Source organism: Nocardioides sp. (genome assembly GCF_035697785.1).
Lineage (GTDB): Bacteria > Actinomycetota > Actinomycetes > Propionibacteriales > Nocardioidaceae > Nocardioides_B.
In genome coordinates this window covers 20,799-45,425 of record NZ_DASSCL010000067.1, presented here as the reverse complement: position 1 = coordinate 45,425, position 24,627 = coordinate 20,799, and the positions used below count along the sequence as shown (strand labels likewise).

At 70.9% G+C, this 24,627-nt stretch carries 25 protein-coding genes and 1 tRNA gene; 18 read left to right on the top strand and 8 right to left on the bottom strand.

The genetic code is table 11. The features are described 5' to 3' along the window. Positions 1 to 3 precede the first annotated feature (3 nt). Positions 4 to 495, bottom strand: a complete 492-nt coding sequence (locus VFH10_RS06985; RefSeq protein WP_325127306.1) for a MarR family winged helix-turn-helix transcriptional regulator — start codon at positions 493 to 495, stop codon at positions 4 to 6. A 132-nt stretch (positions 496 to 627) separates the two neighbouring features. Between VFH10_RS06985 and VFH10_RS06980 the strand changes: the two genes are divergently transcribed. From VFH10_RS06980 to VFH10_RS06965, 4 genes are all read left to right on the top strand, one after another. Further along, a complete protein-coding gene (locus VFH10_RS06980; RefSeq protein WP_325127305.1) occupies positions 628 to 1,395 on the top strand; it encodes a trans-aconitate 2-methyltransferase in 768 nt (255 codons plus the stop codon). Beyond that, positions 1,392 to 1,847: a GNAT family N-acetyltransferase gene (locus VFH10_RS06975; RefSeq protein ID WP_325127303.1), complete on the top strand. Its 456-nt coding sequence runs from the start codon at positions 1,392 to 1,394 to the stop codon at positions 1,845 to 1,847. The genes VFH10_RS06980 and VFH10_RS06975 overlap by 4 nt, the downstream gene beginning before the upstream one ends. After that, positions 1,844 to 2,197 carry a VOC family protein gene (locus VFH10_RS06970; RefSeq protein WP_325127301.1) on the top strand — a complete coding sequence of 118 codons (354 nt, stop codon included), beginning with the start codon at positions 1,844 to 1,846 and terminating at the stop codon, positions 2,195 to 2,197. The genes VFH10_RS06975 and VFH10_RS06970 overlap by 4 nt, the downstream gene beginning before the upstream one ends. Positions 2,198 to 2,275: 78 nt before the next feature. Next, positions 2,276 to 3,208, top strand: coding sequence for an acyl-ACP desaturase (locus VFH10_RS06965; RefSeq protein ID WP_325127299.1), 933 nt, complete (start codon positions 2,276 to 2,278; stop codon positions 3,206 to 3,208). 7 nt (positions 3,209 to 3,215) lie between these two features. Here VFH10_RS06965 and VFH10_RS06960 read toward each other — a convergent pair whose 3' ends face one another. The 3 genes from VFH10_RS06960 to VFH10_RS06950 all read right to left on the bottom strand — a co-directional run bounded on the left by VFH10_RS06960 (position 3,216) and on the right by VFH10_RS06950 (position 6,060). Next, positions 3,216 to 4,271 (bottom strand): M57 family metalloprotease, encoded by a 1,056-nt coding sequence (locus VFH10_RS06960; RefSeq protein ID WP_325127295.1) that lies wholly within the window; start codon positions 4,269 to 4,271, stop codon positions 3,216 to 3,218. A gap of 60 nt (positions 4,272 to 4,331) precedes the next feature. Continuing rightward, entirely contained in the window at positions 4,332 to 4,979 is a 648-nt protein-coding gene (locus tag VFH10_RS06955) for a TetR family transcriptional regulator (protein ID WP_414689844.1), read from the bottom strand. A gap of 73 nt (positions 4,980 to 5,052) precedes the next feature. After that, positions 5,053 to 6,060: an acyl-CoA desaturase gene (locus VFH10_RS06950; protein ID WP_325127293.1), complete on the bottom strand. Its 1,008-nt coding sequence runs from the start codon at positions 6,058 to 6,060 to the stop codon at positions 5,053 to 5,055. Positions 6,061 to 6,306: 246 nt separating this feature from the next. On the opposite strand from VFH10_RS06950, the gene VFH10_RS06945 reads away from it, so the two are divergent. From VFH10_RS06945 to VFH10_RS06935, 3 genes are all read left to right on the top strand, one after another. Continuing rightward, positions 6,307 to 6,385 (top strand) — tRNA-Gln (locus VFH10_RS06945). An 82-nt stretch (positions 6,386 to 6,467) separates the two neighbouring features. Continuing rightward, the gene (glmU, locus tag VFH10_RS06940; protein ID WP_325127291.1) at positions 6,468 to 7,976 is read left to right on the top strand and encodes a bifunctional UDP-N-acetylglucosamine diphosphorylase/glucosamine-1-phosphate N-acetyltransferase GlmU; all 1,509 of its coding nucleotides are present in this window, start codon (positions 6,468 to 6,470) and stop codon (positions 7,974 to 7,976) included. A gap of 61 nt (positions 7,977 to 8,037) precedes the next feature. Beyond that, positions 8,038 to 8,985: a ribose-phosphate diphosphokinase gene (locus VFH10_RS06935; RefSeq protein ID WP_325127345.1), complete on the top strand. Its 948-nt coding sequence runs from the start codon at positions 8,038 to 8,040 to the stop codon at positions 8,983 to 8,985. Here the strand turns inward: VFH10_RS06935 and VFH10_RS06930 are convergent. After that, entirely contained in the window at positions 8,954 to 9,574 is a 621-nt protein-coding gene (locus VFH10_RS06930) for a maleylpyruvate isomerase family mycothiol-dependent enzyme (protein ID WP_325127289.1), read from the bottom strand. The two genes, VFH10_RS06935 and VFH10_RS06930, sit on opposite strands and share 32 nt — an antisense overlap. Before the next feature lie 301 nt (positions 9,575 to 9,875). On the opposite strand from VFH10_RS06930, the gene VFH10_RS06925 reads away from it, so the two are divergent. From VFH10_RS06925 to VFH10_RS06910, 4 genes are all read left to right on the top strand, one after another. Then, a complete protein-coding gene (locus tag VFH10_RS06925) occupies positions 9,876 to 10,565 on the top strand; it encodes a 50S ribosomal protein L25/general stress protein Ctc (RefSeq protein ID WP_325127287.1) in 690 nt (229 codons plus the stop codon). A gap of 76 nt (positions 10,566 to 10,641) precedes the next feature. Then, the gene (pth, locus tag VFH10_RS06920; RefSeq protein ID WP_325127342.1) at positions 10,642 to 11,253 is read left to right on the top strand and encodes an aminoacyl-tRNA hydrolase; all 612 of its coding nucleotides are present in this window, start codon (positions 10,642 to 10,644) and stop codon (positions 11,251 to 11,253) included. 10 nt (positions 11,254 to 11,263) lie between these two features. Then, complete coding sequence (locus VFH10_RS06915; RefSeq protein ID WP_325127285.1) at positions 11,264 to 12,064, top strand: 3'(2'),5'-bisphosphate nucleotidase CysQ; 801 nt, start codon at positions 11,264 to 11,266, stop codon at positions 12,062 to 12,064. 13 nt (positions 12,065 to 12,077) lie between these two features. Further along, positions 12,078 to 12,695, top strand: coding sequence for an HAD-IA family hydrolase (locus VFH10_RS06910; RefSeq protein WP_325127281.1), 618 nt, complete (start codon positions 12,078 to 12,080; stop codon positions 12,693 to 12,695). 107 nt (positions 12,696 to 12,802) lie between these two features. On the opposite strand, the gene ligD is transcribed toward VFH10_RS06910, so the two are convergent. Then, a complete protein-coding gene (gene ligD / locus VFH10_RS06905; protein WP_325127279.1) occupies positions 12,803 to 13,765 on the bottom strand; it encodes a non-homologous end-joining DNA ligase in 963 nt (320 codons plus the stop codon). 94 nt (positions 13,766 to 13,859) lie between these two features. On the opposite strand from ligD, the gene VFH10_RS06900 reads away from it, so the two are divergent. From VFH10_RS06900 to VFH10_RS06870, 7 genes are all read left to right on the top strand, one after another. Next, positions 13,860 to 14,219 carry a DUF4180 domain-containing protein gene (locus VFH10_RS06900; RefSeq protein ID WP_325127278.1) on the top strand — a complete coding sequence of 120 codons (360 nt, stop codon included), beginning with the start codon at positions 13,860 to 13,862 and terminating at the stop codon, positions 14,217 to 14,219. Further along, the gene (locus tag VFH10_RS06895) at positions 14,216 to 14,617 is read left to right on the top strand and encodes a VOC family protein (protein ID WP_325127276.1); all 402 of its coding nucleotides are present in this window, start codon (positions 14,216 to 14,218) and stop codon (positions 14,615 to 14,617) included. Before VFH10_RS06900 ends, VFH10_RS06895 begins: the two co-directional genes overlap by 4 nt. Continuing rightward, positions 14,614 to 15,057 carry a GNAT family N-acetyltransferase gene (locus tag VFH10_RS06890; protein ID WP_325127274.1) on the top strand — a complete coding sequence of 148 codons (444 nt, stop codon included), beginning with the start codon at positions 14,614 to 14,616 and terminating at the stop codon, positions 15,055 to 15,057. The genes VFH10_RS06895 and VFH10_RS06890 overlap by 4 nt, the downstream gene beginning before the upstream one ends. A 49-nt stretch (positions 15,058 to 15,106) precedes the next feature. Beyond that, the gene (locus VFH10_RS06885; protein WP_325127272.1) at positions 15,107 to 15,997 is read left to right on the top strand and encodes a CHAD domain-containing protein; all 891 of its coding nucleotides are present in this window, start codon (positions 15,107 to 15,109) and stop codon (positions 15,995 to 15,997) included. A 104-nt stretch (positions 15,998 to 16,101) separates the two neighbouring features. Further along, entirely contained in the window at positions 16,102 to 19,773 is a 3,672-nt protein-coding gene (gene mfd, locus VFH10_RS06880; RefSeq protein WP_325127270.1) for a transcription-repair coupling factor, read from the top strand. Between the two features lie 19 nt (positions 19,774 to 19,792). Next, positions 19,793 to 20,488 (top strand): SurA N-terminal domain-containing protein, encoded by a 696-nt coding sequence (locus tag VFH10_RS06875; protein ID WP_325127268.1) that lies wholly within the window; start codon positions 19,793 to 19,795, stop codon positions 20,486 to 20,488. A 368-nt stretch (positions 20,489 to 20,856) separates the two neighbouring features. Next, positions 20,857 to 21,462, top strand: coding sequence for a MazG family protein (locus tag VFH10_RS06870; RefSeq protein WP_325127340.1), 606 nt, complete (start codon positions 20,857 to 20,859; stop codon positions 21,460 to 21,462). A 78-nt stretch (positions 21,463 to 21,540) separates the two neighbouring features. On the opposite strand, the gene VFH10_RS06865 is transcribed toward VFH10_RS06870, so the two are convergent. Both VFH10_RS06865 and aceB read right to left on the bottom strand, forming a co-directional pair. Further along, the gene (locus VFH10_RS06865) at positions 21,541 to 23,007 is read right to left on the bottom strand and encodes an Nramp family divalent metal transporter (RefSeq protein WP_325127267.1); all 1,467 of its coding nucleotides are present in this window, start codon (positions 23,005 to 23,007) and stop codon (positions 21,541 to 21,543) included. Between the two features lie 37 nt (positions 23,008 to 23,044). Continuing rightward, positions 23,045 to 24,619: a malate synthase A gene (aceB, locus tag VFH10_RS06860; protein WP_414689843.1), complete on the bottom strand. Its 1,575-nt coding sequence runs from the start codon at positions 24,617 to 24,619 to the stop codon at positions 23,045 to 23,047. Positions 24,620 to 24,627: the final 8 nt, after the last annotated feature.

The following is a 24,627-nucleotide window of genomic DNA, read 5'->3' as shown; positions in this document are numbered from 1 at the left end:
GTCTCAGCTCGTCTCGAACGGGACGACGAGGGAGCGCAGGAGTGCGGCGAGCTGCTGCTGCTCGGCGGCATCGAGCCCGGTGAGCAGGTCGCGCTCACGGTCGAGCAGCGCGGACATCGCCCCGTCGACGGTGGCACGGCCGACGTCGGTGAGCCGCACCAGCACGCCGCGGCGGTCGCGCGGGTCCGGGAGGCGCTCCACGAGGCCGCGAGCCGCGAGCCGGTCGACCCGGTTGGTCATGGTGCCGCTGGTCACCAGGGTCTCCCGGAGCAGCCGGCCGGGGGACAGCTCGTACGGCGGGCCCGCCCGGCGGAGCGCGGCGAGGACGTCGAACTCCCAGGACTCGATGCCGTGCTCGGTGAACGCCTGGCGCCGGGCCCGGTCGAGGTGATGGCTGAGGCGGCTGACCCGGCTGAGCACCTCCATCGGGCGCAGGTCGAGGTCGGAGCGCTCGCGGCGCCACGCCTCGACCAACCGGTCCACCTCGTCCTGCATGCGCTCAGGGTACTGGTCGAGATTCTTGACATCGAGATAATCGCCCGAAATGAAACACTGGCGAAGTCTCTCGAATCCAAGTATCTTGACATCAAGAGAGTTGTTGAAACCGCCCGACCCGTCAGGAGCGTCATGACGCACGTGTGGGACCCGGACCGCTACCTCGTCTACGCGGACGAACGAGGTCGGCCGTTCGTCGAGCTGCTGGCCCGCGTCGGGGCCGCGGCGCCACGCCGCGTGGTCGACCTCGGCTGTGGGCCCGGCAACCTGACCCGGCTGCTCGCGGAGCGCTGGCCCGAGGCCGAGGTGCGCGGCCTGGACTCGTCCGCCGCGATGGTCGAGCAGGCGCGTTCGGTGCCGGGCGTGCGGTTCGACGTCGCGGACCTGCGCTCCTGGCGGCCCGACGAGCCGGTCGATGTGCTCGTCTCCAACGCCACGCTGCAGTGGGTTCCCGGCCACCTCGACCTCCTGCCCCGGCTCGTCGAGCACGTCGCGCCCGGCGGCTGGTTGGCGTTCCAGGTGCCCGGCAACTTCGAGGAGCCCAGCCACGTGATCCGGCGCGCGCTCGCGGCCGAGGAGCCGTTCGCGGCGCACACCGCCGGCGTCGCGGCTCCCGACGCCTTCGGCCCCGAGACCTACCTCGCCTTGTTGGCGGGGCTCGGCTGCACGGTGGACGCCTGGGAGACGACCTACCTGCACGTGCTGCACGGCGAGGACCCGGTGTTCACGTGGGTCAGTGGCACCGGCGCGCGGCCGACCATCCAGGCCTTGCCGGACGGGCTGCGCGAGCGTTTCGTCGCGGAGTTCAAGGCCCGGCTGCGCGCGGCTTACCCGCCGGCGCGACACGGCACGGTGCTCCCGTTCCGTCGGGTGTTCGTCGTCGCGCAGGTGCCGGCATGAACATCCGCGAGGCCCGGCCGGCCGACCTCGAGGCCGTCGTGCAGCTGCTCCGCGAGGACGTGATCCGGGAGGTCGACGAGTCAGAGGTGCCGGTCTCGTCGTACGCCGACGCGTTCACGGAGATCCTGGGCGACGCCCACCAGCAGCTGCTCGTCGGCGAGCTCGTCGGCGAGGTGGTCGCGACCGCCCAGGTCACCTGGGTCAGGCACCTGACCTACGTCGGCGGCCTGATGTGCTCCCTGGAGTCGGTCCGGGTCCGCTCCGACCTGCGAGGCAAGGGGCTCGGCGGCGAGCTGATCCGTCACATCGTGGGCCTCGCGCGCGACCGCGGTGCCGCACGTGTCGAGCTGACCACCAACGCCAGACGCACGCGGGCTCGCGAGTTCTACGAGGACCTCGGGTTCGTCCCGTCCCACATCGGCATGAAGCTGTACCTAGGAGAGATGGCATGAGGCTGCATCACGTGCAGGTGTCCTGTCCCGTCGGTGGCGAGGACGCCGCCCGCCGGTTCTACCGCGACGTGCTCGGGCTGCCCGAGGTGGAGAAGCCGCCGGCACTCGCGGCGCGCGGCGGTTGCTGGTTCCGCGACGGTTCCGTGGAGGTGCACGTCGGGGTCGAGGAGGACTTCGCGCCGGCTAGGAAGGCGCACCCCGCCTTTCTCGTGGACGACGTCGACGCCGTCGCGTCCCGGGCCGGGGACGCCGGCTTCCCGGTGACCTGGGACGGCGACTTCCCCGGCTACCGCCGCTTCCACACCGCCGACGGCAACGGCAACAGGGTCGAGCTGCTGGCCACGTCGTGAACCACGGTTCGCAACCTACGGTTGCGTAGGTTACGGTGGCTGGGACGGGTCCGACCGCCACCGATGAGGGAGAGACCCATGACCACGATGACCCAGACCCAATTCCTGCTCGAGCTCGAGCAGGTGGTCGAAGAGAACCTCAACCGGCACCTGAAGGTGGCCAAGGAATGGTTCCCGCACGAGTACGTGCCGTGGACCGACGGACGCAACTACGACGGGCCACTCAACGGTGACCCGTGGTCGCACGACGACTCCCAGATGTCGGACGTCGCCAGGTCGGCCCTGATCGTCAACCTGCTGACCGAGGACAACCTGCCCAGCTACCACCACGAGATCGCCTCGCTGTTCGGCCGTGAGGCCGCCTGGGGCGAATGGGTGCACCGGTGGACCGCCGAGGAGGGTCGGCACGGCATCGCGATCCGCGACTACCTGCTCACCACGCGCGCCGTCGACCCGATCGAGCTCGAGCGGCTCCGGATGGACCACATGTCGACGGGCTACGAGTCGGCGCACAGCCAGGACCTGCTCCGGTCGCTGGCCTACGTGTCGTTCCAGGAGCTCGCCACCCGGGTGTCCCACCGCAACACCGGGAAGGTCACCGACGACCCGGTCGCCGACCAGCTGCTCGGCCGCGTCGCCGCGGACGAGAACCTGCACATGATCTTCTACCGCAACCTGCTGCAGGGCGCCCTCGAGCTCGACCCCGACCAGGCCATGCGCGCGATCACCGATGTGGTCACCACCTTCGCGATGCCCGGCACCGACATCGCCGGCTTCCAGCGCAAGGCCGTGCAGATGGCCGTGGCCGGCGTCTACGACCTGCGCCAGCACCGCGACGACGTGGTCGCGCCGGTGCTCCGTTTCTGGAACGTCTTCGAGATCGAGGGACTCTCGGCCGAGGGCGAGCAGGCACGCAACGAGCTCGCCGAGTTCATGGAGAAGCTCGAGAAGCAGGCGCTGCGGTTCGAGGACAAGCGCGACATGCTCAAGGCCCGGATGGACGCGAGCTGACCGCGGGTCAGGACACCGTCACCAGGGTGGTGCTCGGCGCGGCGGCGTACCGCCCCAACGCGTCGATGGCCCAGGCGGTGAAGCACTGCACGCCGGCCGGGAAGAAGCCGTCGAGCACGAGCTCAGGGGTGCCGGGGGCCGCGGTCCACGGGTAGCGCTTCTCGATCGTCAGCTCGTTGCCGGCCGTCGCGGAGCACGCGCCCGGGGTCAGGTGCACCTCGTACATCGGGGGAGCAGCCGAGCCGACGAGCCAGCTCGGGAGCGCCGGCTCCGGGTGCCGGTGCAGCGTCACCTGCGCCCCGCTGCCGCCGGTCGCGACGGCCGTGACCGGACCGGTGGCGGGCAGCAGCGGCACGATGTCGCACCAGGGCGTGACGGGCACCTGGACCCTGCCGCCGTACATGCGCTTGGCGCGCTTGATGTCCTTCTTCACCAGGCCGCCGCACCACCACCGGCCGGGTGACTCGTCGAAGTCGGCGGGGTCGGGGGTGAAGCACTGGCCGGGCGCCACCCCGTTGACGTGGTAGCTGTTCATCACCGAGCAGCGGGAGTCGTCGTGCTGCAGGCCGAGGACATGGCCGAGCTCGTGTGTCAGCACCAACGTCTGGCCGGGCCACGCGCAGGACTGTCCGTCGGCGTCGGTGCCGTGCAGGATGCGCACGAAGGCCTGGCGCCGTCCGGTGTAGCCGAGCGTCGCGACGCCGGTGCCGCAACCAGACGGCACCTTCTTGGAGTTCTTCAGGACCAGGTCGGCCGTGCGCTTGCTGGAGATCTTCTTGAAGCGCATCTTCATGCCGCTGGTGTTCCAGATGCGCACCGCTCGCTTCACCGCGTCGGGGTCCAAGGTGTCGTCGTAGTAGGTGATCTTGCGACCCGGCCACTTGCGGACCTTGGCGATCCGCGCGTGGTCGAACGACTGCACGACCCGGGCGCCGGGTCGGGCGGCCGGGGACGAAGGCTGGGCCGGGTCCGCGGCGTCGCGGTCGCTGGCCGCGGCAGGTGCGACGGGTGCCAGCAGGGCGACGATGAACAGCAGGACCAGAGCGGCGGCGGGTCGCGTCACCCGCGGCACATTAGCGGACCAGGGCGTCTCGGACAGGTGGTTTCGGCGGCGGCAGGAGGGCTACATCGTGCTGCGCAGCGTCGGCTTCTTCTCCAGGCCGGCCAGGCCGTGCCAGGCGAGGTTCACCAGGTGGGCGGCGACCTGCTCCTTCGACGGCTTGCGCTCGTCCAGCCACCACTGCCCGGTGGTGCCGACCATGCCGACCAGCATCTGCGCATACATCGGCGCCGCCTTGGCGTCGAAGCCGCGGCTCTTGAACTCCGCGGCAAGGATGTGCTCCACCCGGCTCGCGATGTCGCCGATGATCGAGACGAACGAGCCGGACGCCGAACCGATCGGGCTGTCGCGGACCAGGATCCGGAAGCCGTCGGGCGTCTGCTCGATGTAGTCGAGGAGCGCCATCGCTGCCTGCTCCAGCAGCATCCGCGGCTGTCCCGCGGTCAGGGCGGTCTGCATCATCGTCAGCAGGCTGCGCACCTCGCGGTCCACGACCACGGCGTACAGGCCCTCCTTGCCGCCGAAGTGCTCGTAGACGACCGGCTTGGAGACCTCGGCCCGGGAGGCGATCTCCTCGATGGAGGTGCCGTCGTACCCGCGCTCGGCGAACAGCCCGCGCGAGATCGAGATGAGCTGCTCGCGACGCTCGGCTGAGCGCATCCGTCCGCGTGAGCTGCGCTTGGCCTTGGGCTCGCTCACGTCGTCCGCCACTTCCTCATTGAAGCAGCGCAGAGGACTGACGCTGGTACGTCGGTCGGGTGCGCGCGGCGAACGACGATCGGGGTCAGGCCGCCTCGGCCTGGGGCGCCTGGTTGGCGACCAGCTTGGCGTCGATCCGCGAGCGGACCGGCCAGCGCACGTCGTCGACCCAGCCCAGCTTCTCCATCACCCAGATGATCCGGGCGCTGGTGTCGAGCTGGCCCTTGAGCACACCGTGCCGGGCGCAGGTCGGGTCGGCGTGGTGCAGGTTGTGCCACGACTCGCCCATCGACGGGATCGCGAGCCACCACACGTTGGCGGACTTGTCGCGGGAGACGAACGGGCGCTCGCCGATGGTGTGGCAGATCGAGTTGATCGACCACGTGACGTGGTGCAGCAGCGAGACGCGCACCAGGGAGCCCCAGAAGAACGCGGTAAGAGCGCCCTGCCAGGACATCGTCACCAGGCCACCCGCGACGGCGGGGAGGAGCAGCGACACGAGCACCCAGACCGGGAACTGCCGCGACACCTTGACGATGTCGGGGTCCTTCATCAGGTCGGGGGCGTACTTGCGCTGCGGGGTCTGCTCCGGGTTGAACAGCCACATCATGTGGGCGTAGAGGAAGCCCTTGGTCAGGGCGCCGACGCCGGTGCCGTAGCGCCACGGCGAGTGCGGGTCGCCGTCGCGGTCGGAGAACTTGTGGTGCTTGCGGTGGTCGGCCACCCAGCGCACGACCGGGCCCTGGATCGCCATCGAGCCGGCGACCGCCCAGAAGATCTTGACCGCACGGTTCGGCTTGTAGGACTTGTGCGTGAACAGCCGGTGGAAGCCGACCGTGATGCCGTGACCGGTCAGGAAGTACATGAAGACGGCGATGGCGACGTCGGTCCAGCCCAGCCAGCCGCCCCAGGCGATCGGGACGGCGGCGACGAGGGCCAGGAACGGGACGACGATGAAGATGCCGAGCACGACCTGGTCGAGGCGGGAGAGCGTGTCCCCGCCGAGGGTGGCGCTGATGCTGGAGAGGTCTTCGGACCCGGACGGGGAGGGGTCGGGGGATGTTCTCACGAGCTCGGGGGCAGGTGCGGACATGCAGTTCGTTCCTTCGGGCTCGAAAAGCGCTTACCTACGCAACCGTAACCTACGGGACCGTAAGTTCAAACCGAACGGCGGTGCCGGGGCCGTGATCCCGCGCACGCGGCGGTGGGTTCCCGGGCGTCCCGAGGGTCGGGTTTGCGTAGTCTGTTGCCCGCGGCGGCCGCTGCTCAAACGGTCGCGATCCCCGGTAGGTCTGTCGGGCGAGGCTTCGGTCCCGCCAGACGGGCCGGCGGGGGGTGATCCCCGGTTGGTCTGTCGGCAGGGCCCGCCTGACTTTGAATCAGGACAAGCGACGTAGGTTCGACTCCTACCCGGGGAGCGAAGCGGGAGACCGCGAGCGTGCTGCGTCGCGTGCAAGCTCCCCCCGCCACGGGCTGCGCCGACATATCGAGGAGAACCACGTGGAGCAGGTACGACCGGCAGCGGTGATCGTGCTGGCGGCAGGCAGCGGCACCCGGATGAAGTCCAAGCTGATGAAGGTGCTGCACCCGGTGTGCGGCCGCAGCATGATCGGCCACGTTCTCTCGGCGGCGCTCGCCGTGCAGCCCGACCGCGTGGTGGCGGTCGTCGGACACGGCCGCGACCAGGTCGGTCCGCACGTGCTCGAGCAGGCGCCGGGTGCGTTGCTCGCGGTGCAGGAGACCCAAGAGGGCACCGGGCACGCCGTACGGATGGGCCTGGAGGCGCTTCGGGCGGCGGTCGGTACGACGAGCGGCACGGTCGTCGTGATGGCCGGCGACACGCCGCTGATGGAGGGCGCGACGCTGTCGGCGCTCGTCGCCGACCATGCCGCGGCAGGCCGGGCGATCACGGTGCTGAGCGCGGAGCTGGACGAGCCGTTCGGCTACGGCCGGGTCATCCGCGACGCGGACGGCTCGGTCACCGCGATCGTGGAGGACAAGGACGCGACGCCGGAGCAGGCGGCGGTCCGGGAGATCAGCAGCGGCGTGTTCGCGTTCGACGGGGAGTTCCTCGCCGATGCGCTCTCCCGGATCACCAACGACAACGCCAAGGGGGAGTACTACCTCCCCGACGTCGTCGGCATCGCACACGCGGACGGCCGGCCCGTCGGCGCCCACCTGATCGACGACGTGATGCAGACCGAGGGTGCGAACGACCGTGCCCAGCTCGCCGCGCTCGGTGCCGAGCTGAACCGCCGGATCGTGAACCGCTGGATGCGCGACGGCGTGACGGTGATGGACCCGGCCACGACGTGGGTCGACGCCGACGTGGTGCTCGAGCCGGACGTGACGCTGCTGCCGGGCGTGCAGCTGCTCGGGGCCACCGTCGTGGCCGAGGACGCCGTCGTCGGTCCGGACACGACGCTCAAGGACGTCGAGGTCGGCCGCGCCGCCCGCGTCGTACGAACCCACGGCGAGCTGGCGGTTGTCGGCGAGGGCGCCGACGTGGGTCCGTTCGCGTACCTGCGGCCGGGCACCGTCCTGGGGGCGCGCGGCAAGATCGGCACGTTCGTGGAGACGAAGAACGCCCAGGTCGGCGACGGCGCGAAGGTGCCGCACCTCTCGTACGTCGGGGACGCCGAGATCGGCGAGGGCACGAACATCGGGGCGGGCACGATCTTCGCCAACTACGACGGGGTCGCCAAGCACCGCACGACGGTGGGCCGGCACGCCAAGACCGGCTCCAACAACACGTTCATCGCGCCGGTCACGATCGGCGACGGCGCCACCACCGGCGGCGGCACCGTGGTACGACGCGACGTGCCCCCGGGCGCGCTCGCGGTGTCGACCGGGCCGCAGCGCAACCTCGAGGGCTGGGTGCTCAAGAGGCGGGCCGGCACGGCGTCGGCCGAGGCGGCTGCGGCTGCTGGGGCACAGCCGAGCGAGGCGCCGCACAGCGAGCCGCCCCGAGTCGCCTCCGACGGCGGGTCTGCGGGACAATCGGGTTGACCCCGAGCTCGAGGAGACCTTTGTGGCGAGCGGACTGAAGCGCACGACGGAGAAGAACCTGATGGTCTTCAGCGGCCGCGCCCACCCCGAGCTCGCCGAGGAGGTCGCGGAGCTGCTCGGCACGGGGCTGGTGCCCACCTCGGCGTACGAGTTCGCGAACAGCGAGATCTACGTCCGCTTCGAGGAGTCGGTCCGCGGCTCCGACGCCTTCGTGATCCAGAGCCACACCGCTCCGATCAACGAGTGGATCATGGAGCACCTGATCATGGTCGACGCGCTGAAGCGGGCGTCCGCCAAGCGGATCACCGTGGTGATGCCGTTCTACGGCTACGCCCGGCAGGACAAGAAGCACCGCGGCCGCGAGCCCATCTCGGCACGGCTGATGGCCGACCTCTTCAAGACCGCCGGCGCCGACCGGCTGATCGCGGTCGACCTGCACACCGCGCAGATCCAGGGCTTCTTCGACGGCCCGGTGGACCACCTGATGGCGCTGCCGATCCTGTCGCGGCACGTCGCGGCGAAGTACGGCCACGAGCGCTTGGCCGTCGTGTCGCCGGACGCAGGCCGGATCAAGGTGGCCGAGCAGTGGTCCAACCGCCTCAACGGCGCCCCGCTGGCGTTCATCCACAAGACCCGCGACGAGCACCGGCCCAACGAGTCGGTCGCCAACCGTGTCGTCGGCGACGTCACCGGCCGGATCTGCGTGCTGGTCGACGACATGATCGACACCGGCGGCACGATCGTGAAGGCCGCCGACGCGCTCATGAACGACGGCGCCGCAGGCGTGGTGATCGCCGCGACGCACGCGATCCTCTCCGACCCCGCCGTCGACCGGCTGAAGAACTGCCCGGCGGCGGAGGTGGTCGTCACCAACACGCTGCCGATCCCGGCGGAGCGGCGGTTCGACAAGCTCACCTGCCTCTCCATCGCGCCGCTGATCAGCCGCGCGATCCGCGAGGTCTTCGAGGACGGCTCGGTCACTTCGTTGTTCGACGGTCAGGCCCAGTAGCCAGACCCGCCTCGGCCGCCCGGCCGGTGACGAGCATCAGCAGCTCCTCCATCGGCGCCTCGACGACCTTGCCGCGCCCGCGCGCCCAGTCGGTGTCGGTGGCGACCAGTCGATGGGTGCGCACGAGCCGCGCGGTCCCGAACAGCGGCGCCGCCAGCCGGGCCCGGTCGGCCGCGACCGCGGCGGCATCGGGTGGCATGTGGTGCTCCACCCCCAGCGGCCGCAGCATGTCCTGGGTGTGCACGAGGACGTCTATGAGCGGATCGACGACCGTCGTGAGCGGTACACGGTGCCGGGAGCCGTCGAACCGCTCGTAGTCGGCGAGGATCGCATCGGGCGTGGCCAGCCCGCGCCGCTTCACGTCCCGGAAGATCGCCTGGTTGTAACCCCGCAGCAGGGACGGGGCCAGCCGCAGAGTCTCGCCGAGACCGATCTGAGGTGTGGAGATCACGTGGGCGGCAACGTCGCGGACGGTCCAGCCCGAGCAGAGCGAGGGCTGCTCCCACTGGTCCGCGTCGAGAGTCGCGAGGTGCGCGGCCAGCGCCCGACGCTGCTCGTGGATGTGTCGCCAGACCTCGTCCTTGTCCATCCACGCCAGCGTAGGAGGCCGGTTCGACGACGGCACCCTCGCTCTCCCTCGCCGACCTGCGCACCCGGACCGATCCGTGGCGGTGACGCTCGTCGGATTCGCGTGCTCCGGCTGCCGCGGCTAGACTCGGGCAGTTGCCTCGGCGAGGGAGACGTTCTCGCTCCGTGATCGACGCGGTGGCTCGACCGGCCTGCTGGTTCTCCGGCCCGGTCGTGCGCCCGTGTCCGGTGCGCCCCCTCCTCGATCGCCGTGGCCCGACGAACGCACGAAGTTGATCGCATTCAGTTGAGGAGTTTCACGCATGTCCGAGAGCAACATCCAGGCTGAGCCGCGCACCGAGTTCGGCAAGGGTGCCGCACGCCGCATCCGTCGCGCCGACAAGGTCCCCGCGGTGCTCTACGGCCACGGCACCGACCCGGTCCACATCACCCTGCCCGGCCACGACACCATGCTGGCCCTCAAGCACGGCGGCGCCAACGCGCTGCTCACGCTGACAGTCGACGGCAAGGAGCAGCTCGCGCTGCCCAAGCAGATCCAGCGGGACCCGATCAAGGGCTTCCTCGAGCACCTCGACCTGATCCTGGTCCGCAAGGGCGAGAAGGTCACCGTCGAGATCCCGGTCCACCTCAACGGTGAGCCCGGCCCCGACGCGCTCGTGGTGACCGAGCACTCGACCATCACGGTCGAGGCCGAGGCCACCCACATCCCCGAGTACGTCGAGGTCTCGATCGAGGGCGCCGAGGTCGGCACCCAGATCTTCGTCCGCGACCTCGAGATGCCCAGCGGCTCCACGATCCTCGCCGACGAGGACACGCTGATCGTGAACATCACCCACGCGCCCACCGCCGAGGAGCTCGAGGCGGAGCTGGAGGAGGCCGAGGCCGAGGCCGGCATCGAGCGCGAGGAGGCCGAGGAGCCGGTCGCCGAGGGCGAGGCCGCTGCGGGCGAGGGCGAGGCTGCCGCCGAGGGCGGGACCGCCGAGGAGGAGTGACCTCCTGCTGTCGCACTACTCTCGGCGGGTGTGGCAGCGCCTGAAGTCGATCGTGAACAGGAAGGCCGGGGTACCCGTGAGCACCGAACCGACCAGCTCCGACGGAGTCTGGTTGGTCGTGGGTCTCGGGAACCCCGGCCCTTCCTATGCCGGCCACCGGCACAACGTCGGCCACCTCGTCGCCGCCGAGCTGGCCAGCAGGATGGGGTCGGGGTTCCGGCCGCACAAGTCCGGCCGCGCCGACGTCGTCGAGGGCCGGCTCGGTGGCTCGGGGGGCGTCGGCGGCGTGCGCGCCGTACTCGCCCGTCCGCGTTCGTACATGAACGAGTCCGGAGGTCCGGTGTCGACGCTGGCCAAGTTCTACAAGGTGCCGGTCGAGAGGATCGTGGCGATCCACGACGAGCTCGACATCCCCTTCGACACGCTGCGGATCAAGCTCGGCGGTGGCGACAACGGCCACAACGGGCTCCGCTCGCTGCGCAAGTCGCTCGACTCCGGTGACTTCCACCGGGTGCGGGTCGGCATCGGTCGTCCGCCCGGCCGGCAGAACCCTGCCGACTTCGTGCTGTCCGACTACTCGTCGGGCGAGCGCAAGGTGCTGCCGTTCCAGGTGGACCGCGCCGCCGACGCCGTCGAGTCCCTCCTGACCGAGGGCCTCGCCCAGACCCAGAGCCGCTTCAACAGCTGAGGAGAACCCCGTGACCCAGACCCACGACCTGCCCGTCCCGTCCGCGGACGTGGTCGCCGACGACCACCTGTTCGCCGCCTGGACGGCCACCGTCGCGGGCGAGCTGCTGACCGAGGTGCGCGGCCAGGGACTCGAGGGCAAGGCGCTCAAGGACGCTGGAGACCAGGCGGCGCACGAGCTGCTGGTCGCGCTGCTCGCCGAGCACCGGCCCGGCGATGCCGTGCTCTCCGAGGAGGGCAAGGACGACAAGGCGCGCCTCGGGGCCGACCGGGTCTGGATCGTCGACCCGCTCGACGGCACCCGCGAGTTCTCCGAGCCGCCCCGCGAGGACTGGGCCGTGCACGTGGCGCTGTGGTCCCGGACCGGTGCCGACGCCGGCGAGCTCGTCGCCGGGGCCGTCGCGCAGCCCGGCCTGGGGACGACCTTCCACACCGGCCAGCCGCCGAAGGTGCCCGCGCGCACGTCCGACCGCCCGCGCATCGCGGTCTCGCGCACCCGCCCGCCGGCGTTCGTGCATGCGCTCGCCGAGGAGATCGACGCCGAGCTGGTGCCGATGGGCTCGGCCGGCGCGAAGGTCATCTCCGTGGCCCGCGACGTCACCGACGCCTACGTGCACGCCGGCGGCCAGTACGAGTGGGACTCCGCGGCGCCGGTCGCCGTGGCCCGCGCGGCCGGGCTGTTCACCAGCCGGGTCGACGGTTCGCCGCTGGTCTACAACCAGGACGACGTACTGCTCCCGGACCTGATCGTGTGCCGGCCGGAGCTCGCCGACCGGATCGTCGACTTCGTGCGGCGGCACGGCACCGAGTGAGGCCGGCGAGTCGATGACCGTGCGGGCGATGCTGTGGGACGCCGACGGGGTGCTGCAGGGTCTCCCGGCCGGCTGGGAGGCGTCGATGCGCCCGGCCGTCGGTCACCTGGTCGACGACGTCGAGGGGTTCCTCACCGAGGCGTTCGCGGCGGAGAAGGCGACGCTGACCGGGCAGGCCCGTTGGGTGGACGTGCTGCGGGACCTGATGCGGCGCTGGGACATCGAGGACGCCTACGAGGACGCGCTGGCCGTGTGGCTCACCATCGAGCCGGTCGTCGAGAGCCGCGAGCTCCTCGAGAAGGTCCGCACGTCCGGGGTGCCGTGCTACCTGGCGACCAACCAGGACGTGCGCCGCGGCACGTACATGCACGAGAACCTCGGGTACGCCGACATCCTCGACGGCGCGTTCTACTCCTACGAGCTCGGCCTGGCCAAGCCCGACCCGGCGTACTTCGAGGAGATCGCGCGCCGGCTCGACCTGCCCGCCGGTGACGTGCTGTTCGTCGACGACAACGTGGCCAACGTGGACAGCGCCCGTTCGGTCGGCATGCGCGCCGAGAAGTGGCACCTCGACGACGGGGTGGACGCGCTGCGCGAGGTGTTGGGTCGGCACGGGTTGCTGGCGGGGTGAGGGTGAATTACCACGGTCCCGTGGTAATCGCCCGCTTCCCGGTGTGAACTCTCCGCGGGGAGCGGCAGTTCACCACGGGACCGTGGTAATCGGCCACCCGGCGCCGGTCACTCCTCGGGTACGTCGGGGACCTCGGCGCCCTCGGCCTCGTCGCGGTCCGCCCACTCGAGCAGGGGCGTGAATTCGAAGACGTGGTCGTCGATGTCGCGGTGCAGGTCGCCGAGCTCGGCGTAGCGCTCGGGGACGGTCGCGATCGTGAAGTCGGCCGGTTCGGCGTCGTCGACCTCGTCCCAGCGGATCGGGGTGGACACCGTGCCCTCGGGGTTGCCGCGCACGGAGTAGGCGGCAGCGATGGTGTGGTCGCGGGCGTTCTGGTTGTAGTCCACGAACAGCTTGGTGGGGTCGCGATCCTTGCGCCACCAGGTGGTCGTGACGTCGTCGGTACGTCGCTCCACCTCCCGCGCGAACGCCAGCGCCCCGCGGCGCACGTCCTTGAAGCCGTGGTCGGGTGGGATCCGCACGTAGACGTGCATGCCCTTGCCCCCCGAGGTCTTCGGGTAGCCGGTCGCGCCGAGCTCGTCGAGCACCTCGTGCACGACGTGCGCCACCCGCCGGACCGTCGCGTAGTCGCACTCGTCGCCGGGGTCGAGGTCGATGCGCCACTCGTCGGGCTTCTCGGTGTCGGCGCGGCGGCTGTTCCAGGGATGGAACTCGACCGTGGACATCTGCACCGCCCAGACGACCTGGGCGATCTCGGTGACGCACAGCTCGTCAGCGGTCCGGTTCCAGCGCGGGAAGTGCAGACGCACGGTCTCCATCCACGGCGGCGCACCTGACGGCAGCCGCTTCTGGTGCACCTTCTCGCCGCTGACGCCGGTCGGGAACCGGTGCAGCATGCACGGGCGCTCGCGCAGGGCGTTGACGATGCCGTCGCCGACGGCCAGGTAGTACTCGACGAGGTCCATCTTGGTCTCGCCGCGCGCCGGGAAGTACACCCGCTCGGGGTTGGTGATCCGGACGACGCGGTCCTCGACCTCGAGCTCGACCGCCGGGGCCTTCGAGGACGCCATGTCCCCGAACCTAGCCGACCGTGCGGGCGGGCTGCGGCGGGCCGGTGAGGAAACCCGGTTGACGGCGGACCAGCGCCGCACCGAGAGTCGGCAGATGACCGAGACGACCCGCGGACTCACCGACAGCAAGGTGCTGGTGGCGGACACCACCCCCTTGCACACCCTCACCGACGTGGTCGACCTCGTCGGCAACGCGTCGTACCAAGGTGTCGCCTGGGTGGCCGTCCCCGCCGACCTGCTTCCCGCCGACTTCTTCCGGCTGCGCACCGGGTTCGCCGGCGAGGTGATGCAGAAGTTCGTCAACTACCGCGTCGGCTTGGCCGTGGTCGGCGACATCTCGGCCCACACCCAGGAGAGCACGGCGCTGGCCGACCTGGTCCGGGAGAGCAACGCCGGCACCCAGATCTGGTTCCTGCCTGACCTCGCGACGCTGGAAGGACGGCTGGCCCGGTGACGTCGTACGTCTCGCACACCACCGTCGACTGCGCGAACGCCTACGAGCTCTCCGAGTGGTGGAAGCAGGTGCTCGGGTACGTCGACGTCGAGGGCGACCCCAACGAGCCCGGGCACGAGGAGTGCATGATCGTGTCCCCGGACACCGGTCACCACCTGCTGTTCATCGAGGTGCCCGACACCAAGACGGTCAAGAACCGGCTGCACCTCGACCTCCGGCCGCAGACCGGCACCCGTGACGAGGAGGTCGCCCGGGTCGTCGGCCTCGGTGCCACCGAGATCGACGACCAGCGCGACCACTACGGGCCCGGGATCGGCTGGGTCGTGCTGGCGGACCCAGAGGGCAACGAGTTCTGCATCCTGCGCAGCGAGGCCGAGCGCGCGGCCGCGTCGTCGTGACCTGGACCCTCCGCACCGGCAAGCACGCCGGGCTCGAGGACGCCGTCACCGAGCAGCTCGTCGCGCACAACATCGCTGCCTCGGCGATCGTCCGGCAGCGGTTCGAGCCGGAGCACCTGCGATCCCGGCCGGTCGCCGCCTACGCCGTCGAGGACGACCGGTTGGTCGGCGGCTGTGTCGGCCACTCCGAGGATCTCTGGCGCTGGCTGACGATCGACACGATGTGGGTGGATCCCGCGCGACGAGGGGCGGGGATCGGCCGCGCGCTCCTGGAGTCCGTCGAGCAACAGGCCCGCGAGCGCGGCTGCTCGTGGTCGAAGCTCAACACCTTCGACTTCCAGGCGCCCGGCTTCTACGAGCAGTGTGGGTACGTCGAGTACGGCCGCGAGGTGGACTACCCGCCCGGCCACGTCAACCATCTGCTGCGCAGGACCCTGTAGGGCCGACTGGGCCGTTGTCGAGCGAACCTCTACGCGGAAGACTCGATCCGTGTCCCCGCCCGTCGTGCCCGAGGTGCCCGAGGTGCCCGAGGTGCTGAGCGAACGTCTGGACGGGCTCACCGCGCAGGTCCACGAGACCGACCAGATGGTGCGCGACGAGCACCCCGACGGCGTGCATGACCTGCGCGTGGCCATGCGGCGCACCCGCAGCCTGCTCACGACGTTCAAGCGCGAGCTTGGCCCCGATCGGTGCGCCCCGTTGAAGGACGAGCTGCGCTGGGCCGGCGGCGAGCTCGGCCCGGTGCGTGACCTCGAGGTGGTCCACGAGCGGATCGGGGCCGTGCTCGGCGACCAACGCGTCGAGCTGGTGCTGGGCGGGGTGCAGGCGCGCGTCGACGACCACCTCCGGCGGCGCCGTCCGGAGGTGACGGCCCGCGTGGAAGCCCTGCTCGACTCCGAGCGCTGGCGGCGGCTGCTGGCCGACCTGGACCGGTTCGGGCGGGAGCCGCCCACCGGCACCGAGGTCGACGCGCGCCGCCGGCTGAGCAAGGACTGGCGACGGCTGCGCCGCCGCGCGAGGCAGGCAGCACAGGCCGTCGACGAGCGCGCCCACGAGACCGCCCTGCACGAGGTGCGCAAGGCCGCGAAGCGGGCGCGGTACGCCGCGGAGACGCTGGGTCCGCTCTTCGGCGAGGACGCCGCCCGCATGGAGGCCGCCGCCGAGGCCGTACAGCAGTCGCTGGGCGACCATCGCGACACCCTGCTCACCCGCCGCGTGCTCCGCGAGCTGGGGGTGCAGGCGCACCTCGACGGCGACAACGGGTTCACGTTCGGCCGGCTGCACGCCCTCGAGGAGGCCGCCGCGTCGGCCGCGCTCGGCGCCTACGAAGAGGCGCACGCGCTCGTGGAGCGGCCCCGGCTGCGCCGCTGGCTGCGGTAGCCCGGCGACGTCGCCGGCCACGTAGACTGGTTGCCCAACCCCCTGTCGTCCGCGACCGGGGGCCGTCGTGTTGCGGTGAAGGAGATGACCGACAGGTGACCGACGTGGCTGCCCCCACGCTCTCAGGCCTCGCCGAGCTGGTGCTGGCGGACAAGACGTTGAGCGGCGCCCTCGACGACGCCCGGTCCGGCGCCGTGCCGTCGCTGGACCTCACCGGTCCCGCCGCGTTGCGGCCGTTCGTGGTCAAGGGCCTGGTCGACGCCGGCCGCACCGTGCTCGCGGTGGCCGCGACCGCCCGCGAGGCCGAGGACCTCGTCGACGCGCTCGGCGGGCTGATGGACGCGGCGCTGGTCGGCTACTACCCGTCCTGGGAGACGCTGCCGCACGAGCGGCTCTCACCCCGCAGCGACACCGTCGGACGCCGGCTGGCCGTGCTGCGTCGACTCCGGCACCCCGGCACCGACCCGAGCAACGGTCCGCTGAAGGTCGTCGTCGCGCCGGTCCGCTCCGTGCTGCAGCCGCAGGTCAAGGGGCTGGCGGACCTGGAGCCGGTCGAGCTCACGGTCGGCCAGGAGGCGGACCTCGAGGACGTCGTACGACGGCTCGCCGGCGCGGCGTACGCCCGGGTGGACCTGGTCGAGAAGCGCGGCGAGTTCGCCGTGCGGGGCGGCATCGTCGACGTCTTCCCGCCGACCGAGGAGCACCCGCTGCGCGTGGAGTTCTGGGGAGACGAGGTCGAGGAGATCCGCTCGTTCGCGGTGGCCGACCAGCGCACCCTGGAGTCGGCGAGCCGGCTGTGGGCGCCACCGTGCCGCGAACTGCTGCTCACCGACGAGGTGCGCGAGCGGGCCCGCGTGCTCGGCGAGGAGCACCCGCAGCTGCTCGAGATCACCGAGAAGCTCGCCCAGGGCCACGCCGTCGAGGGCATGGAGTCGCTGGCGCCCGCGCTCGTCGACGACATGGAGATGCTCGTCGACCTGATGCCGCAGGACACCCACGTGCTCGTCCTCGACCCCGAGCGTGCGCGCAGCCGGGCGCACGACCTGGTCGCCACCAGCGAGGAGTTCCTCGGCGCCTCGTGGGCCGCGGCCGCGGGCGGCGGGCAGGCACCGATCGACCTCGGCGCCGCGTCGTACCGCGCTCTCGGCGACGTCCGCGCCCACACGCTCGAGCAGGGCAAGCCGTGGTGGAGCGTGTCGCCGTTCGGCATCGCGGACGAGGGTCTCGACGGGCTCGACCACCGGGGTGACGGGCTCGACCAACGGGGTGCCGGCCCGCTCCGGGACTCGCTGGGGGAGATCGTCCGGGCGGACGTCGACTGGGAGTCCGGCGCGGTCGAGAGCCGGCCCGTCGACGTGCGGCCGGCGGAGGAGTACCGCGGCGACATGGAGCGGGCGATCCTCGACATCAAGACCTGGCTCACCGGCGGCAGCCGGGTGGTGCTGGTCAACGAGGGCCACGGTCCCGCGCAGCGGCTGACCGAGGTGCTCCAGGAGCACGACGTGCCGGTCCGGCTCGTCTCCGCGATCGGGTCGCCCTCCGACATCCCCACGGACGTCGCCCTCGTCACCTGCGCCACGCTCGCCCACGGCCTCGTCGCCGACGGGCTCGCGGTCATCACCGGTGACGACCTGTCCGGCCAGCGCGCGTCCACCAAGGACATGCGCAAGATGCCGACGCGGCGCAAGCGGCAGATCGACCCGTTGGAGCTCAAGCCCGGCGACTACGTCGTGCACGAGCAGCACGGCGTGGGCCGCTACGTGGAGATGAAGCAGCGCGAGGTGCAGGGCGCGACCCGCGAGTACCTGGTGCTCGAGTACGGCGCCTCGAAGAAGGGGCACCCTCCGGACCGGCTGTACGTGCCCACCGACCAGCTCGACCAGGTCACCCGCTACGTCGGCGGCGAGCAGCCCAGCCTCGACCGGCTGGGCGGCGCCGACTGGTCCAAGCGCAAGGGCCGGGCCCGCAAGGCGGTGCGCCAGATCGCGGCGGAGCTGATCAAGCTCTACGCCGCGCGGCAGGCGACCAAGGGGCACGCGTTCGGGCCTGACACCCCGTGGCAGCGTGAGCTGGAGGACGCGTTCCCGTTCGTGGAGACGCCGGACCAGCTGTCGACCGTCGACGAGGTCAAGGGCGACATGCAGCAGGTCGTGCCGATGGACCGGCTGGTCTGTGGCGACGTCGGCTACGGGAAGACCGAGATCGCGGTGCGGGCGGCGTTCAAGGCCGTGCAGGACGGCAAGCAGGTCGCCGTGCTGGTCCCCACCACGCTGCTGGTGCAACAGCACTTCTCGACGTTCGCGGAGCGGATGTCGAGCTTCCCGGTCGTGCTCAAGGGCTTGTCCCGGTTCCAGACCGACAAGGAGGCGGCCGAGGTCATCGAGGGCCTGCGCGAGGGCTCGGTCGACATCGTCATCGGCACGCACCGGCTGCTCAACCCCGACATCAGGATCAAGAACCTCGGGCTGATCGTCGTCGACGAGGAGCAGCGGTTCGGCGTCGAGCACAAGGAGCAGATGAAGCGGCTGCGCACGTCGGTCGACGTGCTCTCCATGTCCGCGACCCCGATCCCGCGCACGCTCGAGATGGCGATCACCGGCATCCGGGAGATGTCCACGATCACCACCCCGCCGGAGGAGCGGCACCCGGTGCTGACGTACGTCGGCGCCTACGAGGACCGCCAGGTCACCGCCGCCATCCGGCGCGAGCTGCTCCGCGAGGGCCAGGTGTTCTACATCCACAACCGGGTGCAGTCGATCGAGAAGGCCGCCGCCCGGATCCGGCAGCTGGTCCCCGAGGCCCGGGTCGCCACCGCGCACGGTCAGATGGGCGAGCACCAGCTCGAGCAGGTGATGGTGGACTTCTGGGAGAAGCGGTTCGACGTGCTGGTGTGTACGACGATCGTGGAGTCGGGTCTCGACGTCTCCAACGCGAACACGATGGTGATCGAGCGCGCCGACATGCTCGGGCTCTCGCAGCTGCACCAGCTGCGCGGCCGGGTCGGTCGCGGCCGCGAACGTGCCTACGCCTACTTCCTGTACCCGCCCGACAAGCCGCTCACCGAGACCGCCCACGAGCGCCTCGCCACGCTGGCCCAGCACTCCGACCTCGGCGGCGGCATGGCGATCGCGATGAAGGACCTGGAGATCCGCGGCGCCGGGAACCTGCTCGGCGGCGAGCAGTCCGGGCACATCGCCGACGTCGGCTTCGACCTGTACGTGCGGCTGGTCGGCGAGGCGGTGCACGAGTTCCGCGGCGACGGCGTACCGGAGCCGGCCGACGTCAAGATCGAGCTGCCGATCGACGCGCACCTGCCGCACGACTACGTGCCGAGCGAGCGGCTCCGGCTGGAGATGTACAAGCGGCTCGCGGAGGTCCGCGCCGACGAGGACGTGACGCTGCTCCGCGAGGAGCTGGTGGACCGCTACGGCGAGCCGCCGCAGCCGGTCGCGTCCCTGCTCGACGTCGCCCGGTTCCGGGCCCGGATGCGGGGGGCCGGGCTGACCGACGTGACGGTGCAGGGCAAGTACCTCCGGTTCGCCCCGGTCGAGCTGCCGGACTCCGCGGTGGTGCGCCTGAACCGCCTGCACCCCAAGAGCATCGTCAAGGCCAACCTGCGTACCATGCTCGTGCCCCGTCCCTCGACCGCCGTCGTGGGTGGCAGCCCCATCCGCGACGAGGCGCTGCTGACGTGGGCGCGTCAGGTTGTCGACACAGTGATCGACCCGGCCGGGGCCGCGCAGGCCGCGGGACGGGACGGGAAACCACGAGCATGATCGGGATGGTGGAGAAGTCGTGACCCGTGCGTTGCACGCCAAGCAGGTCAAGGTGTCGCTGGTCGTCGCGTCCGCGGTGATGCTGGTCGCCGGATGCGGGACGCACCCGGGTGCCGCCGTCGTGGTCGGCGACACCAGCATCTCCAACCAGGAGGTGAACGACGCAGCGGCCGCGCTGTGCGCGTCCACGATCTCGTCGGCCGAGGCCCAGGGGCAGCCCCGCCCCGAGCTCGCGGCCCGCGGTGCCCGCCAGGCCGCCGTCCAGCTGATGCTCGACAGCGAGCTGACCCGTCAGTTCGGTGAGGCGGAAGGCATCGAGCCCAGCCAGGGCGACGTCTCGGCGGCGCTGGCCCAGAACGCGCAGGGCATCGACGCGATCCCGGCGGAGCAGCGCGACGACTTCCGCGCGCTCTTCCGCGGCTTCCAGGAGTCGCAGCTGATCATCGAGGAGGCCGGCCGTGCCTCGCTGACCAGCCAGGGCAACGCCGAGCCGACCCCCGAGGAGGTCACGGCCGAGGGCACGCGGCTCCGGAACCGGTTCGCGAGCGACCTCGACGTCGAGGTCGACCCGCGTTTCGGCGAGCTCGCCAATGGCACCGTCACCCCGACGAGCGGCTCGCTGTCGATCCCGGTGTCCGAGCGTGCCGCCCAGGGCGCCGCCGCCGAGCCCGGTCCCGAGTGGACCTCGGGGCTGCCCGCGTCCCAGAAGTGCTGACCCTCCTCGTCACCAGCCCCCGGGTCGCACCGGGTCTGATGTCCTGGCCGGCCTGGCAGGCGGTGAGCGGGTCCGCCACCCTGCTCGCCTCGTCGCTCGACCACCCGGTCTGCCGCGCGGTGACGGCGGCCGGATTCGAGGTCTCCGTGCTCGAAGCCCCGACCGGACCGACCCTGCTCGAGGCGGGCGCGTCCGGACCGGTCGTGTGGCTGGCCGACGACGCCGAGGCGGACCGGCTGCCCGGCGAGCTCGCGGAGGCGATCGTCGACGCGTCAACGGGCTCGGGACGCGGCGCGGCGGTCGAGGTCGAGGTGCTGCACGCGTCGTACGACGTGCCGGGCGCCCGGCTGCTCGACCTGGTCACGGTCATGGACCAGCTACGTCTGCACTGTCCCTGGGACAAGGAGCAGACGCACCGCTCGCTGGCGACGTACCTGGTCGAGGAGGCCTACGAGACGCTCGAGGCGATCGAGAACGGCGACACCGACCACCTCCGTGAGGAGCTCGGTGACCTGCTCCTCCAGGTGTACTTCCACGCCCGCATCGCCGCCGAGTCCACGCCCGAGGAAGGCGGCTTCACCATCGATGACGTCGCCGCCGGCATCGTCGACAAGCTGGTCAGCCGGCACCCGCACGTGTTCGCCGGTCTCGACGTCGCGGGAGCCGACGAGGTGGAGGCCAACTGGGAGACGCTGAAGGCCGCCGAGAAGGGCCGGTCGTCGGTGCTCGAGGGCGTGCCGACGGCGTTGCCCGCGCTCCACCTCGCCGACAAGGTGGTCGGCAAGGCGGCCAAGATCGGTGTCTCGCCGGGCGCCGTCGGATCCGCCCGGGACGCCGTGTCGATCGGCGACCGGCTGCTCGCCCTGGTGGTCGAGGCCCGCGCGGCCGGGGTCGACCCGGAACAGGCGCTCCGTGACGTCGTACGCCGGCTCGCCGACGCGGTCCGCGCCGCCGAGGCCCAACCCCCCATGTAAAGCGGAGTTATGGCCGCATCGCGGCCCGCCGGCGCCCCGCGAGGGCCCCATAACTTCGCATTACATAGGAGTGGGGGGTCAGCCGCCGAACAGCTGCTTGGCCTGGTCGATCAGCAGCACCACGGAGAAGAACCCGTAGAAGGCGACGGCCCAGATGATCGCGGCGAACCGACCGCCGCGCAGCCCGATCTCGCGAGGCAGCACGCCCCGGTTCAGCTGGAGCAGCAGGACCGAGTAGACGAACATCACCAGCCCGTTGAGGGCAGAGGCGATCACCAGCAGCACCAGCGGCTGGTCCACTCCGGACAGCAGGATCAACGAGCCGAAGAGGATCATCGCCCAGACCGTGACGAAGTACAGGCGGCTCTCGCTCCAGCGGTCGTTGTCGCGCAGGCTCGTGGTCTTGAGCGCATCGGCGGTGAGCCGGCCGATCATGTCGAGCACGGTCAGGTTCGTCGAGAACAGCACCACGCTGCCGATCAGCCAGAACACCGTGCCCAGCCAGGCGCCCTTCTCGGCCTGCAGCGCCTCACCCTGCACCTGGATGAAGTCGAAGCTCTCCACGTCGGTGCTGCCGACGCCGATCGTCACGTAGGTGAGCGCCATGAAGACCAGCAGGGTGACCCCGCCGATGACGAAGAACGTCGTGAACTGCTCGCGGTTGGCGACCTTCCACCAGGCGTTCCACCGGCGCATGTTGTCCTCGTCGCGGCGGAAGAAGTAGCCGGTGGTCGGTGCGGCGATCTCCTCGCCGGTGAACGGCGAGACCACCTTGGGCAGCTTGGCGCCCATGCCCAGGCCCTTGTCGCGGACCCAGTTGGACTGGACGAGGTTCATCACGCCGCCCGCGCCGGCGAAGGCGATGGCGCCGAGCAGCGTGGCCGCCCCGATGTCGCGGATGCCGTCGGGGATCTTGTCCACCTCGACGAACCCGCGGGCGAGGCCGGCGTAGCCGTCGCCGCCGATCAGCGCCACGATCGCGTAGAGGACGAACAGCACGATGAGCGCGACCATGAAGAACTGGATCTTCTCGACCGTGCGGTAGACGACCGGTGACACCGTCAGCACGATGCCGATGAGCACGAGTACGCCGATCGTGACGTAGGGGATCGCGTCCTCGGAGAAGCCGAGCGCGAAGCTCAGCGTCGTGGTGCCGCCGGTGGCCCATCCCGGCCACATCCAGGCGACGACGCCCATGATGATGAACAGCACTCCCCAGGGCTTCCAGAGCCGGGTGAAGCCGGTCACCGCGGTCTCGCCGGTGGCGAGGGTGTAGCGCTCGATCTCCATGTTGAGGAAGTACTGGGTGCCCACGCCCAGGACGACCAGCCAGACCAGCACCAGCCCCACCTGCGAGGTGATGTACGGCCACAGGACGTACTCCCCGGAGCCGATGGCGCCGGCGAGCAGCAGGACGCTCGGGCCGATCACCTTGCCGATCGGCAGCGGCTCCGGCAGGTCGGTGTAGGTGACCGGTGGTACGTGCTTGTCGGGTATCTCGGTGGCCATCGACCCTTGGTCGGCGGCGCCGGTCGACTTGCTCATTGTTCTCGTCCCTTCGGTGGGGGTTCTCCTCGGCCCGTCAGGGCATCCGTTCGTAGGCGGGGATGGTGAGGAAGTCCTCGTAGTGGTCGGACAGCGCCATCTCGGTGAACAGGTCGCGGGCGTCGGCCAGCCCGGGCGAGGCGTCGTCGTCGGCGAGGTCGGCGTACTCGTCGTCGATGAGCTTCTCCACCAGCTCGCGGGTGACGACGCGACCGTCGGCCAGGGTGGTGCCGGTGTGCAGCCACTGCCAGACCTGCGAACGCGAGATCTCGGCCGTGGCGGCGTCCTCCATCAGGTTGTGGATGCCGACCGCGCCGGTCCCACACAGCCAGGAGTCGAGGTAGCGGATGCCGACCTCGATGTTGGAGCGCAGCCCCTGCTCGGTGACCTCGCCGGGCGTGCTCGCGATGTCGAGCAGCTGCTCGGCGGTGACCTCGACGTCGTCACGGGTGCGGTGCCGCTGGTCGGGGTCGTCACCGAGGACGTCGGTGAACACCTCCGCGCAGAGGTCGACCATCCCGGGGTGGGCCACCCAGGAGCCGTCGAAACCGTCGCCGGCTTCACGGGTCTTGTCGTCGCGCACCTTGGCGAACGCCTGCTCGTTGACCGACTCGTCGCGGCTCGGGATGAACGCCGCCATCCCTCCGATCGCGTGCGCGCCGCGCTTGTGGCAGGTGCGCACGAGCAGCTCGGTGTAGGCGCGCATGAACGGCACCGTCATCGTGACGGTGTTGCGGTCGGGAAGCACCCAGTCGTCGCCGCGGCTGCGGAAGCTCTTGATGACGCTGAACATGTAGTCCCAGCGGCCGGCGTTGAGCCCCGAGGAGTGCTCACGGAGCTCGTAGAGGATCTCCTCCATCTCGAACGCCGCCGGGAACGTCTCGATCAGCACGGTGGCACGGATCGTGCCCCGCGGGATGCCGAGCCGCTCCTGGGCGTGCACGAACACGTCGTCCCACAGGCGCGCCTCGAGGTGGCTCTCCATCTTCGGCAGGTAGAAGTACGGACCGACACCGCGTTCGACCAGCGCCCGCGCGCAGTGGAAGAAGTAGAGGCCGAAGTCGAACAGGCTGCCCGACATCCGCTCGTCGTCCACCAGGACGTGCTTCTCGGTCAGGTGCCACCCGCGCGGGCGTACGACGACGGTGGCGGTCTCGTCGCGCAGCGCGTAGTGCTTGCCGTCGGGACCGGTGAACTCGAGCCGACCGGCGACGGCCTCGCGCAGGTTGAGCTGGCCCTGCACCATGTTGTCCCACAACGGGGTGTTGGCGTCCTCGTGGTCGGCCAGCCACACCTTGGCGCCGGAGTTCAGCGCGTTGATGGCCATCTTGGCGTCGGTCGGGCCGGTGATCTCAACCCGCCGGTCCACCAGGCCCGGCGCGGGGTCGGCCACCCGCCAGTCGCCGGTGCGGATGCCGGCGGTCTCGTCGAGGAAGCCAAGGGTGCCGCCGGCCGCGAGGTCCTCGTAGCGGCGCGCACGCGCCTCGAGCAGCGCGCGGCGGCGGGCGTCGAAGGTGCGGTGCAGGCCGGCGAGGAAGTCCAGCGCGTCGTGAGTGAGGATCTCGTCGTAGCGCGCGGACCGCGCGCCGGTGATCTCGATTCCGCCGGGCACCCGAGATG